Consider the following 12528-nt stretch of genomic DNA (forward strand, 5'->3'; position numbering starts at 1 on the left):
GGCGCTTACGGAGTCACTCCCTGGCTAGACACAGCGCGAATTCATTCTTTCTTATCGACCTTTCTGCCCCAAACGGTCTTTGACCGGCACTAAGCCAGCACCGATCCTGACGCCTGCGGCACATTTCTAAGCCGCGTTTCCCAAGGGAATCAGCGTAGGAGAGATTGGAGGCGGGGCTATGCAAGGTACGAATGTGCTGTTCGGTCAGATAGCCGTGGTATTCGGCATCGTGATCGCGGGTGTGTGGGGCGCCACACAATGGACGGCAGCAGCCCTTGGCTATCAGGTACGCCTTGGCTCCCCCTGGTTTGATTTCCTCGGCACACCGATCTACCTCCCGTGGAAGCTGTTTGAGTGGTGGTTCTTCTTCGATGCCTACGCGCCACGCGTTTTCGACACGGGCGGTGCCATAGCGGGTGGCAGTGGCTTGCTGGCGGTGGTGGTCGCAGTCTGCATGTCGATCTGGCGCTCTCGTCAATCACGCCTAGTCACGACCTATGGCTCGGCACGCTGGGCAAGTACGGAGGACATTCGCAAAGCCGGCCTTACGCAGCCGATCGGCGTGTTCCTCGGTCAGCACGATGGCAAGTACCTTCGGCATGAAGGCCCGGAACACATCCTCACTTTCGCGCCCACGCGCTCAGGCAAAGGCGTCGGCCTTGTGGTGCCGACGCTGCTTTCTTGGCCTGCATCCGCCGTAGTCCACGACATCAAGGGCGAGAATTGGCAGATCACCGCAGGTTGGCGCTCACGCTACTCACACTGCCTGCTGTTCAATCCGACCGATGCGAAGTCGGCGGCCTACAACCCGCTGCTAGAAGTTCGGCGCGGCGCACATGAAGTGCGTGACGTACAGAACATAGCCGACATTCTGGTCGATCCAGAAGGCGCGCTTGAGAAGCGCAACCATTGGGAGAAGACTTCGCACGCGCTGCTGGTCGGGGCCATCCTGCATGTGCTCTACGCGGGCGAGGACAAGACGCTGCGCGGCGTCGCCAATTTCCTCTCCGATCCGGCCAGCCCCTTCGAGCTGACCTTGCACCGGATGATGACCACACAGCACCTCGTGAACGTGGAAGGTGGTGGCCCGCATCCAGTCGTCGCTTCGGCGGCGCGCGAAGTGCTCAACAAGTCGGACAACGAGCGTTCCGGCGTGTTGAGCACCGCCATGTCGTTCCTGGGCCTCTACCGCGACCCCACGGTGGCCGAAGTCACCTCGCGCTGCGACTGGCGTATCGCCGACCTGATCGCGTCCGAGCATCCGGTGTCGCTTTATCTGGTAGTGCCACCTTCGGATATTTCGCGGACGAAACCGCTCATTCGCCTGATCCTCAACCAGATCGGCCGACGGCTCACCGAATCGCTCGACGGCAGCGACGGCATCGAACGCCGCCACAAGCTGCTGCTGATGCTCGATGAGTTCCCGGCGCTGGGCCGCCTGGACTTCTTCGAGACGGCGCTTGCCTTCATGGCGGGCTACGGAATCCGCAGTTTTCTTATCGCCCAATCGCTCAACCAGATCGACAAAGCCTACGGCCAGAACCATTCGATTCTGGATAACTGCCATGTCCGCGTGACGTTCGCCACCAACGATGAACGCACTGCGAAACGGATCTCCGAAACGCTTGGCACCGCTACCGAACTGCGCGCGCAGCGCAACTATGCCGGGCACAGATTGGCACCGTGGCTGGGGCACCTCATGGTGTCGCGGCAGGAGACGGCCCGCCCGCTACTGACGCCCGGTGAAGTGATGCAGCTTCCGACTGAGGAAGCTGTGGTGATGGTGTCCAGCGTGGCACCGATCAAGGCCAAGAAGCTGCGCTACTACGCCGACGCGAATTTCAAGAACCGCGTTTTACCGCCGCCTGTGCTCGCGGCCGGGCAATACGCGGACGCGCCACCGGCCCGGCCCGACGACTGGAGCGGCCTATCGATCCCAGCCGTGTCAACGGTCCGGGCTGCGGGCCTGTCCGGCGATGGCACAGGCACCGCCGATGACGGCGGCCCACGCCGACAGCCGGAGCTATCCGAAGTCAGCGAATACAGCCCCGAACCGCTGCTCGCCGGCCATGACCTGACTCTGCTCGATGACGACGACGACCTGCCGCTGCCGCTTCCCGGCCAGCTCGACCCGGCCATGCAGCGCACGGCCCGGCTGGCTTCCCTCGACCCCAACGACGGAATCGACTTATGAGCCAATACCGCCTCAATCTGTTCATTCAGCCCGAGCACGCCAAGCGTCTCGAAGAACTGGCCGCCAAGAAAGGCGTGTCCAAGTCGTCCATTGTCGCGGCGGCGCTCGCGTCGTGGCTATCGCCCGATGCTGGCGACCAGCGCGAGGCGGCCATCGCCAAGCGGCTCGATCGCCTGTCGCGGCAGGCCGAGCGCATGGAGCGCGACCAGAACATCCAGATCGAAACACTGGCGCTGTTCATCCGCTACTTCCTGACCGTCAGCACCCCGATTCCCGAAGCCCATCAGGACGCAGCTCGCGCCCAAGGCAAAGCGCGTTTCGAGCAATTCGTGGAGCGGCTCGGCCGCCACCTGCTGCGTGGCCGCAGCCTGGTGCGCGACGTTGTGGAAGAACTGCACCCAGACCCGGCGCGAATGGATGACGCGGAGGCACTGGCTGAAGCGCAGGAGCGTGCCTCATGAGCGCCATTCCGCAAACCCCGCCCGAACTCTCATCCGCCGCAACCTCTCTGGATCGCCGTATCCAGATGCTGCGCACGGCAATGGGGCCAGTCATCGCCGCTGCGCTGGCCGACCCCGACGTGGTGGAAATCATGCTCAACCCCGACCGCACCCTATGGGTGGATCGGTTGTCATCGGGCCGCATGCCGCTGGGCGTGGAGCTGTCCCAAGACGATGGCGAACGCATCATCCGGCTGGTGGCTGCGCACGTCGGCGCAGAGGTGCATCGCGGGCGGCCGCTGCTGACCGCCGAGCTGCCCGAAACCGGCGAGCGGTTCGAGGGCATCTTGCCGCCCGCAGCGCCCGGCCCAGCCTTCGCGCTGCGCAAGCGCGCCGTGAGCATCATCGGGCTGGATCGCTATGTGGCCGACGGCATCTTGACCACAGGCCAGGCCGAGTTCCTGCGCCGCGCCGTGCGTGAGCGCCAGAACATCCTGATCGCCGGGGCGACGAGCAGCGGCAAAACCACACTCGCCAATGCCTTGCTTGCGGAGATCGCCGCCACGGGCGACCGCGTGCTTGTGCTCGAAGACACCATCGAGCTGCAATGCGCAGCCCGCGACCATGTGCCGCTGCGCACCCGCGCTGGCGTCGTGTCTATGACCGAGCTGGTGCGGGCCACGATGCGCCTGCGCCCCGACCGCGTGATCGTCGGCGAGGTACGCGGCGGCGAAGCCCTGGACTTGGTTAAGGTGTGGGGCACCGGCCACCCCGGCGGCATCGCCACCATCCACGCCGGTTCCGCGCTGGGCGCGCTGCTGCGCCTCGAACAGTTGATTCTTGAAGTGGCGGTGAACCCACCGCGTGCGCTGATCGCCGAGGCGGTCAACGTCGTGATCCACATCGCCGGGCGTGGCCGCAAGCGCCGCGTCGAAAGCATCGCCCGTGTCGTCGGTTTCGACGGCACCGGCTATCGCCTGGCGGACGCGCTGGAAACACCGTTTCCCGAGCTGATGCCGGTTCCTCTCGCAGCCGATGCCGCTGCGCCTTCCTCGTCCCTTGACCTACCTGGAGAACTGCCATGACGCAGATGCACGTTCACGCTTTCCGTAATTCCGTAAATCCGGTTTCAACCATCGCACGCCTGCGGCGGCTGGCCGGCCCCGCGCACCACGGCCTGCTGCTGGCCGCAGTCATGCTGATGACGGCGGGCACGGCGAAGGCATCCGGCTCCTCGATGCCATGGGAAGGCCCGCTGCAATCCATTCTGGAGTCGATTCAGGGGCCGGTGGCACGCATCGTCGCGGTCATCATCATCATCGCCACGGGCCTCGCGCTCGCCTTCGGCGACACGTCGGGCGGCTTTCGCAAGCTGATCCAGATCGTGTTCGGTTTGAGCATCGCGTTCGCCGCGTCCTCGTTCTTCCTGTCGTTCTTCAGCTTCTCCGGCGGGGCTGTCGTATGAGTGGCCCGGATAGCTTCGCGGCCGGCTTCGAGGTGCCGCTACATCGCTCGCTGACCGAGCCGCTCTTGATGGGCGGCGCACCGCGCACGGTGGCGATTGCCAACGGCACGCTAGCCGCTGCCGTCGGGCTGGGCCTGCAACTCTGGATTCCTGGCGTAGTGCTCTGGATCGTCGGTCACTCGCTGGCCGTGTGGGGCGCGAGGGTCGATCCGCAGTTCATGCAGGTCTTCGCCCGGCACATCAAGCACAAGCCGCTGCTGGACGTGTAGGAGACGCCGCCATGCTTAACCTTGCCGAATACCGCCAGCGGCCCGCCTTGCTGGCCGACTGGCTTCCCTGGGCTGGGCTGATCGCGCCGGGCGTGGTGCTGAACAAGGATGGCTCGTTTCAGCGCACGGCGCGCTTTCGCGGGCCTGATCTGGACAGCGCCACGCAGGGCGAATTGATCGCCACGACGGCACGGCTAAACAACGCGTTGCGCCGGCTGGGTTCGGGCTGGGCGCTGTTCGTGGAAGCCGAGCGCCAGTCGGCCGCGGACTATCCGCATTCCGACTTTCCCGAACCGCTGTCCTGGCTGGTGGACGAAGAACGCCGCGCTGCCTTTGAGGAATCGGGGAACCACTACGAAAGCAGCTATCACCTGACGCTAGCCTATCTGCCGCCGGAGGAATCCCGCGCTCGTGCAGCCAAGCTGCTCTACGAGCACGCGCCGGGCGATGGTGTGGACTGGCGCGGTCGGCTTGACGCCTTCCTGGCAGAAACGGATCGGGTTTTCGACCTGCTCGATGGCGTGATGCCAGAAATCGTCTGGTTGGACGATGCCGCGACGCTGACTTATCTTCACGCCACGGTGTCCACGCGGCGCTACCGGCTGGCCGTGCCCGAGGTGCCTTTCCACCTCGACGCACTGCTGGCCGATTCCGCCCTAGTCGGCGGCCTTGCGCCCATGCTGGGTGACCAGCATCTGCGCGTGGTGTCGGTGCGGGGCTTTCCGACCTCGACCTGGCCGGGCCTGCTGGACGACCTCAATCGCCTGGGCTTTGCCTATCGCTGGAGTACCCGGTTTCTCTGCCTCGATAAAGCCGAGGCGGAAAAGGAGCTGGGCCGCCTGCGTCGCCAGTGGTTTGCGAAACGGAAGAATGTCATTGCGCTACTGCGCGAAACCATCTTCCAGCAGGAATCGCCGCTGGTGGACACGGATGCCAGCAACAAGGCGGCCGACGCGGATGCCGCCTTGCAAGAGCTTGGCAGCGATCAAGTCGCCTTCGGCTACCTCACCGCCACGGTGACGGTGTTCGATGACGACCCTGCCGTAGCCGACGAAAAGCTGCGCATGGTGGAACGTGTCATCCAAGGACGTGGCTTCGTCACCATCCCCGAAACCTTAAATGCAGTCGATGCGTGGCTGTCGTCCATACCAGGCAATGCCTATGCCAACGTGCGCCAGCCCATCGTCTCGACGCTGAATCTGGCGCACATGATGCCGGTGTCCGCCGTGTGGGCTGGGCCGGAGAAAAACGCCCATCTCGACGGCCCGCCGCTGATCGTCACGCGCACGGATGGCGCGACGCCGTTCCGGCTGGTGACGCACATCGGCGACGTGGGGCATACGCTGGTCGCGGGGCCGACGGGCATGGGAAAATCTGTCCTGCTGGCGATGCTCGCCTTGCAGTTCCGCCGCTATGGCGGCTCGCGCATCTTCGCCTTCGACATGGGGCGATCCATGCGGGCGACGGTGCTGGGCCTGGGCGGCGAACACTACGACCTCGGCGCGGACGGCGCCATTGCCTTTCAGCCCTTGGCCCGTATCGACAGCGAAGGCTATCGCACCTGGGCCGCCGAGTGGATCGAAGGCCGCCTGCTGCATGAAGGCGTGACCGTCGGCCCCGACGAGAAAGCCGCCATTTGGTCGGCGCTCGGCAGCCTCGCTGGTGCGCCGGTGGAGCAGCGCACGATGACCGGGCTTTCGGTGCTGCTGCAATCGAACGCGCTGCGGCAGGCATTGTCGCCGTATGTGCTGGGCGGCGCGCACGGCAAGCTACTGGATGCCGACCGCGACCGGCTCGGCAGCGGCGACGTGCAGGGCTTTGAGATGGAAGAGCTAATGCACAGCCCCGCCGCCGTGCAAGCGGTGCTGCGCTACTTGTTCGCCCGCTTCGATGCACGTTTCGACGGTGCTCCCACGCTGCTGATTCTCGATGAAGCCTGGCTATTCCTTGATGAACCGTCCTTCGCGGCACGCATCCGGCAATGGTTGAAAACTCTGCGCAAGAAAAACGTGTCGGTGATCTTCGCCACGCAGTCGCTTGCCGACATCAAGGATTCGACCATCGCGCCCGCGATCATCGAAAGCTGCGCGAGCCGGATTTTCTTGCCCAACCCGCAGGCGACCGAGCCGCAGATTCGCACGGTCTACGAGGGCTTTGGCCTCAACAGTCGGCAAATCGAAATCGTCGCCACCGCGCAGCCCAAGCGCGACTACTACTACCAATCGCGCCTGGGCAATCGTCTGTTCGACCTCGACCTGGGGCCAGCCGCGCTCGCCTTCTCGGGCGCATCCACACCGCAAGACCAACGCGACATTGACCGAGTGCTGACGCAGGCCGGCGCTCCCGGCTTCGCCGGTGCGTGGCTACGCCATCGCGGCCTCGATTGGGCCGCCGACCTGCTGCCGTCCTCGCCGTCGGCGGCTTCTTTCCTCGCTACTCAACCCCTGGAGATTTCGCCATGAAGACCCGTGTACTTTCCGTTTCGCTCGCCGCCGCGCTGGCCGGCTCGCTGATGCTCGCTCAGCCAGCGGCGGCGCTCACTTTCGTTGATCCCGTCAACTTGGTGCAGAACACGCTGACTGCCATCCGCACGCTGGAGCAGATCAACAACCAGATCAACCAGCTCCAGAACGAAGCGCAGATGTTGATGAACCAGGCGCGCAACCTGGCGAATCTCGACTTCAACATCGTCAACCGGCTGCGCTCGACGCTCGCCACGACTGAACGCCTGATTGCCGAGGCGCAAGGGCTGGCCTACGACGTGCAGAGCATGGATGCCACGTTCTCGCGCCTGTACCCGGAGCAGTACGCCGCCACCATCAGCGGCGACCGCATGGCACAGGACGCACGCGAACGCTGGAAGAACACGCTCGACGGCCTGCACACCGCGATGCGGATGCAGGCGCAGGTGTCGCAGAACCTGACGCAAGACGAAAGCGCGCTGGCCGACCTCGTGAGCCAAAGCCAATCGGCCACGGGTGCGCTGCAAGCGATGCAGGCAACGAACCAGCTTCTCGCCTTGCAGGCCAAGCAGTCCATCCAGGCCCAGCAGCTCCAGATCACACAAGACAGGGCGGCCTCGCTGGAGCTGGCGCGGCAGGCAGCGGCCACCGAGCGCGCCCGCGAAGTGCGGCGGCGCTTCCTGGGCACCGGCACGCCGTACACACCGCAGTCCGTCAACTTCTACAACAACTGACGGGAGGCGGCCATGCGATGCGTTCCTGTCCTGCTGGCCGTGCTGCTGACCGCATGCGGCCAGCAGCCGGCTGAAGACCTGACCGCCACCTTGGCCGCCGATCCCGTGCGGCTCAAGGCGCTGCGCGCCCAATGCGCAGCCGACCGGCAAACCGCAGGCGAAGACACCTGTCGCGCCGCTGCCGAAGCCTTCCGGCGGCGCTTCTTCACCGGCCAGACTGGGCCGGACGAATACCGGACGCTGGCAGAACTGCCGCCGATTCCGGCGAGTTTCGACACGCCAACCGACGACGCGCCGGAAGGTGATGCGTCGCTCGCCGCTGCGGAGGACACGCCATGAACGACGTAACGATCATCGACAGATTCCTCGATACCTTCTCGCGCTACATCGACTCCGGTTTCGGTCTGCTGCAAGGCGAAGTCGCGTTCCTGACGGCCACTCTCATTGTCATCGACATGACCATTGCCGGTCTGTATTGGGCCATGAGCCATGCGACCGGCCAGGGCGAGGACGTGATCGCCAAGCTGCTGCGCAAGGTGCTTTACGTCGGTGCCTTCGCCTACATCATCGGTAACTTCAATTGGCTGTCGAGCATCGTGTTCCGCTCGTTCGCCGGGCTAGGCATCACCGCCACTGGCTCGGCCATAACGATGGAGAACTTCTTGCAGCCGGGTCGGCTTGCCAAGACCGGCATCGACGCCGCTGCGCCGATCCTCGACCAGATCGGTGACATGGCCGGCTTCCCCGAAGTGTTCGTGAACCTCGACCCCATCGTGGTGCTGTTCATCGCTTGGCTGGTGGTGATCCTCTGTTTCTTCGTGCTCGCGGTTCAGCTTTTCATCACGTTGATCGAGTTCAAGCTGACCACGCTTGCCGGCTTCGTCTTGATCCCGTTTGCGCTCTGGAACAAAACCTCGTTCCTCGCGGAAAAGGTGCTCGGCAATGTGGTTTCGTCAGGCATCAAGGTCTTGGTGCTGGCGGTAATCGTCGGCATCGGCTCGGGCCTGTTCGCGGAGTTCCAGGTTCATCCCGACGAGCCTTCCATCGACCATGCGCTTGTCGTGATGCTGGCTTCGCTTGCCTTGCTGGCGCTGGGCATCTTCGGCCCCGGCATCGCCACGGGCCTTGTGTCCGGTGCGCCGCAGCTCGGCGCGGGTGCGATGGCGGGCGCTGCCGTCGGCGCGGTAGGCACGGGTGTTGCCATCGGTGCCGCCGCGACCGGCGTGGGCGGTGCCGTCATGGCGGGCGCACGCATGGCCCCGGCCGCCGCAAAGCTGGCCGGGAGCGGCGCACGCGCCGCCACGTCGGCGGCCAGCAGCGCCAAGTCCGCATTCCAGGCCGGTTCCGCCGCTGCGGGCGGCGGGGCTAAAGGCGCGGCTGCGGGCCTCGGCAATGTCGCCAAGACCGGCGCGCAAGCGGCAGGCCGCCGAGCTGCATCGGGCGCTTCCGCTGCCGGTCAGAAGGTGGCCGACTCCTTCCGGGCAGGATGGAACGGTGCGGATGTCGGCGCTGCCGGTTCCGGCCAGGCCGCCGCAGGCGAAGGCGCAGCCAGCGCGCCGAAGCAAGAGCAACCCGCCTGGGCAAAGCGGATGCACCGCCGCCAGCAGATCACCCATGCCGCAACCACCGCAGCCCACACGCTGCGCAGTGGCGACGGCGGCGGCTCAGGGCAAGGCCCAAGCCTGCGCCCCGATGCGTGACCCGATACCTGACCACCAAGGAGAACCCTATGCGATTCAAACGCCCGCAGGTGCGCTATGCCGACACGCCGCAGCCTGCCACCCCGTACCAATCCGCCGCGCAGGTGTGGGACGAGCGCATCGGCTCGGCCCGCGTCCAGGCCAAGAACTGGCGTTTTATGGCCTTCGGCTGCCTCACGCTTGCGCTGCTGATGGCCGGTGGCCTGGTGTGGCGCTCGGCGCAGTCCATCGTCACCCCTTACGTCATCGAGGTCGATCAGTCGGGGCAGGTGCGCGCCGTCGGCGAAGCCGCCACGCCGTACCGGCCCGCCGATGCGCAGATCGCGCACCACCTGGCGCGCTTCGTGACGCTGGTGCGCTCGCTGTCTATCGATCCCATCGTGGTGCGGCAAAACTGGCTGGACGCCTACGACTACACCACCGACAAAGGCGCGGCGGTGCTCAACGACTACGCCAGCAAGAACGATCCTTTCGCCCGTGTTGGCCGCGAGTCGGTGACGGTGCAGATCACCAGCGTGGTACGCGCCAGCGATGCCTCGTTCAACGTCCGTTGGACGGAGCAACGGTTCATCAACGGTGCCCCCGCCGGGACCGAGCGATGGAACGCGGTGCTTTCCACCGTCCTGCAAACCCCGCGCACCGAACAGCGCCTGCGCAAGAACCCGCTGGGTATCTACGTCAACGGCCTGTCGTGGAGCCGCGAACTGGATTCTTCTGAAGGAGCCAAGCCATGAACCTGTCTTTCCGCTTATACGCTTTCGCGCTGACCGTGGTGGCCCTGTCGGGCTGCGCTTCGCAGGGCAAGCCGCCTCCGTCCATTTCGCTCGATGAGCCGGTGCAGGCACAGCCGCTGCCGGAGCCGCCTGCTCCAGTGGAAGTCGTCGCCATGCCCGAGCCGCTGGCGCTGCCAGCGCAGTTGAAGCCGCTGCACGAGTTGGACGCGGCCCCGGCTAAGCCGGAGCCGGCCGATGAGAAGGTGCGCGTTTCCCGTGCCAATGCCGAGGCGCGCATCGCGCCCACGCGCGAGGGCTACGTCAATGCGATTCAGGTGTGGCCCTTCACCGATGGTGCGCTCTACCAAGTCTATGCCGCGCCGGGACGCGTGACCGTGGTTTCCTTGCAGCCGGGCGAGGAACTAGTGACGGTCGCAGCCGGCGATACCGTGCGCTGGATCGTCGGTGACACGTCCAGCGGCAGCGGCGACGCGATGCGCATCAATGTGCTGGTCAAGCCCATCCGCTCAGGCCTCAAGACGAATTTGGTCATCACCACCAGTCGCAGAACATACCTGCTGGAACTGACCTCGACGGAAAAGGCATGGATGGCGTCGGTGTCCTGGGACTACCCAAAAGACCGGATGTTGGCCTTGCAGCGCCAGTCGCAGGCGGCTAGCGCCGCCGCACCGGTCGATACCGGACTGTCGCTGGAGAAGATCCGCTTCCGATATTCCGTCTCAGGCAGCAATCCGCCGTGGAAGCCGCTGCGCGCCTTCGACGATGGCGAGAAGGTCTATATCCAGTTCCCGCCGGGAATCGCCCAAGGCGAGCTGCCACCGCTGTTCGTCATCGGCGCGCAGGGCGACGGACAACTGGTGAATTACCGTTTTCGCTCGCCTTACTACATCGTGGATCGGCTGTTCGGCGCGGCCGAACTGCGCCTGGGCGGCGACAAGGGTGACGTGGTGCGTATCGAACGCACGGATGGCTTGGCGCGGAGGAACTGACCATGAGCCAGGACGACACTCCCGACCTCGCCACGCCGCATGCGGGCAAGGTGGCACCCGAGGCAGTTGCGCTGCGCGCCCAACCGCGCCCGGTCACGCGCCTGAACCGGCGCACGCTGGCCATCCTCGTCGGCGGTCTCTCGGTCGCTGTGCTCGGCGCGCTGATGTGGTCGCTGCAACCGCAGCGGCGCGGTGCAGGCGAGCAGACCGAGCTTTACAACGTCGATCGCGTCTCGAAGTCCGAAGGGTTGGACGCGCTGCCGGCGGACTACTCGAAGCTGCCGCCCCCCTTGGCGGCATCCGTGCCGGAGTTGGGGCCGCCGCTGCCAGGCGATCTTGGCCCGGCCATTGTGAAGTCGCAGCAGCCGGTGACGGCCGCCTACGCGGCCCCCGGCAACGACCCCAACGACGCGTTGCGCAAGGAAGCCGAAGCAGCAGCGGCATCGGCGGTGTTCTTCCGCTCTGGTTCGCAGAAGGCCGCGCCGGTGGCGCAGACACAGGTAGCCGCTGCGCCGGGCTTCACCGCCAATGCGGCCTTCGACCCGCTGGCGGCCGGGCCTGCGTCGACGGCGGCCCAGCCCGCCGACCCGACCGCCGTGCAGAACCGGCAAGACCAGAAAGAGGCATTCCAGAAAGCCGGAACCACGGAAGCCCGTGATTCCGGCAACCTGACGCTGCCGGCGTCGCCGTATCAGGTCATGGCCGGAACGGTGGTCGCCGGGGCGCTGGTGACGGGCATCAAGTCGGACTTGCCGGGCGATGTGATCGCCACAGTGACGGAGCCGGTCTATGACACGGCTACCGGCAAGTTCCTGCTGATCCCGCAGGGGTCACGCATCCTGGGCAAATACAACAGCCAGGTCAGCTACGGGCAGAGCCGCGTGCAAGTGGTGTGGAACCGGATCATCCTGCCCGACACGTCTTCGCTCAAGCTCGACAACTTGGCCGGCACCGATCCGGCCGGCTACGCCGGCTTGGAAGATGATGTGGATTGGCATTGGGATCGCGTCTTTGCCGGTGCGGCACTGACGACGCTACTGGGCATCGGTGCCGAACTGGCTGCGCCGGAGAACCGGCAGGACGGTGATCGCGTCATCATCGCCGGCCGCGATAGCGCCCAGGACAGCATCAATCAGGTCGGTCAGGAGATGACCCGGCGCAACCTCAACATCCAGCCCACCTTGACGGAGCGCCCCGGCTTGCCGGTTCGCATCATCGTCAACCGCGATCTGGTGCTGCGGCCGTACCAGCCACTTTTCTTCAACAGGGGGACTTCGCGATGACGACGCGCAAGCTACGGCTCGGGCCGCTGCCGAAAACGGAATCCACGAAGCTGACTTTTGCTTGCCCGGCCAGCCTGAAAGCCGACCTCGACCGCTACGCTACGCTGCACGCGCAGACCTACGGCGAGGCGGTCGATGCCACGGTGCTAATTCCGCACATGCTAGAAGCCTTCATGGTCGGAGATCGGGGATTCAGGAAGGGAGGCGCGGGCAAGGCCGCGCCGCCGAAGCCAAGCTGATGATGCCGGTTTCCGCTGG

General features: G+C 65.5%; 13 protein-coding genes. All 13 read left to right on the forward strand.

Going from position 1 to position 12528, the window contains the following annotated elements; translation table 11 throughout:
* Positions 1 to 178: 178 nt before the first annotated feature.
* From ACW6W5_RS02615 to ACW6W5_RS02675, 13 genes are read left to right on the forward strand one after another with little or no spacing between them, the layout of a single operon-like run.
* Positions 179 to 2194 (forward strand): conjugal transfer protein TraG, encoded by a 2016-nt coding sequence (locus ACW6W5_RS02615; protein ID WP_004883083.1) that lies wholly within the window; start codon positions 179 to 181, stop codon positions 2192 to 2194.
* Positions 2191 to 2655: a ribbon-helix-helix protein, CopG family gene (locus ACW6W5_RS02620; protein WP_004883086.1), complete on the forward strand. Its 465-nt coding sequence runs from the start codon at positions 2191 to 2193 to the stop codon at positions 2653 to 2655. Before ACW6W5_RS02615 ends, ACW6W5_RS02620 begins: the two co-directional genes overlap by 4 nt.
* Positions 2652 to 3719 (forward strand): P-type conjugative transfer ATPase TrbB, encoded by a 1068-nt coding sequence (gene trbB, locus ACW6W5_RS02625; protein WP_004883088.1) that lies wholly within the window; start codon positions 2652 to 2654, stop codon positions 3717 to 3719. Before ACW6W5_RS02620 ends, trbB begins: the two co-directional genes overlap by 4 nt.
* Positions 3716 to 4099 (forward strand): TrbC/VirB2 family type IV secretion system protein, encoded by a 384-nt coding sequence (locus tag ACW6W5_RS02630; RefSeq protein WP_004883090.1) that lies wholly within the window; start codon positions 3716 to 3718, stop codon positions 4097 to 4099. The genes trbB and ACW6W5_RS02630 overlap by 4 nt, the downstream gene beginning before the upstream one ends.
* Positions 4096 to 4368, forward strand: a complete 273-nt coding sequence (locus ACW6W5_RS02635; RefSeq protein WP_004883097.1) for a VirB3 family type IV secretion system protein — start codon at positions 4096 to 4098, stop codon at positions 4366 to 4368. Before ACW6W5_RS02630 ends, ACW6W5_RS02635 begins: the two co-directional genes overlap by 4 nt.
* Before the next feature lie 11 nt (positions 4369 to 4379).
* Positions 4380 to 6830, forward strand: a complete 2451-nt coding sequence (gene trbE, locus ACW6W5_RS02640; RefSeq protein ID WP_004883099.1) for a conjugal transfer protein TrbE — start codon at positions 4380 to 4382, stop codon at positions 6828 to 6830.
* On the forward strand, positions 6827 to 7564 hold the full coding sequence (gene trbJ, locus ACW6W5_RS02645; RefSeq protein WP_004883101.1) for a P-type conjugative transfer protein TrbJ: 738 nt from the start codon (positions 6827 to 6829) through the stop codon (positions 7562 to 7564). Before trbE ends, trbJ begins: the two co-directional genes overlap by 4 nt.
* Before the next feature lie 12 nt (positions 7565 to 7576).
* Positions 7577 to 7903 carry a hypothetical protein gene (locus ACW6W5_RS02650; RefSeq protein WP_004883103.1) on the forward strand — a complete coding sequence of 109 codons (327 nt, stop codon included), beginning with the start codon at positions 7577 to 7579 and terminating at the stop codon, positions 7901 to 7903.
* Complete coding sequence (gene trbL / locus ACW6W5_RS02655; protein WP_004883106.1) at positions 7900 to 9264, forward strand: P-type conjugative transfer protein TrbL; 1365 nt, start codon at positions 7900 to 7902, stop codon at positions 9262 to 9264. The genes ACW6W5_RS02650 and trbL overlap by 4 nt, the downstream gene beginning before the upstream one ends.
* 29 nt (positions 9265 to 9293) lie before the next feature.
* On the forward strand, positions 9294 to 9998 hold the full coding sequence (gene trbF / locus ACW6W5_RS02660) for a conjugal transfer protein TrbF (protein ID WP_004883108.1): 705 nt from the start codon (positions 9294 to 9296) through the stop codon (positions 9996 to 9998).
* The gene (trbG, locus tag ACW6W5_RS02665) at positions 9995 to 10987 is read left to right on the forward strand and encodes a P-type conjugative transfer protein TrbG (RefSeq protein WP_004883112.1); all 993 of its coding nucleotides are present in this window, start codon (positions 9995 to 9997) and stop codon (positions 10985 to 10987) included. Before trbF ends, trbG begins: the two co-directional genes overlap by 4 nt.
* 2 nt (positions 10988 to 10989) lie before the next feature.
* Positions 10990 to 12270, forward strand: coding sequence for a TraB/TrbI/VirB10 family type IV secretion system protein (locus ACW6W5_RS02670; RefSeq protein ID WP_004883119.1), 1281 nt, complete (start codon positions 10990 to 10992; stop codon positions 12268 to 12270).
* Positions 12267 to 12509 carry a DUF2274 domain-containing protein gene (locus ACW6W5_RS02675; RefSeq protein WP_004883121.1) on the forward strand — a complete coding sequence of 81 codons (243 nt, stop codon included), beginning with the start codon at positions 12267 to 12269 and terminating at the stop codon, positions 12507 to 12509. Before ACW6W5_RS02670 ends, ACW6W5_RS02675 begins: the two co-directional genes overlap by 4 nt.
* The last annotated feature ends 19 nt before the right edge of the window (positions 12510 to 12528 follow it).

It is taken from the genome of Stenotrophomonas sp. IS26 (genome assembly GCF_054188265.1).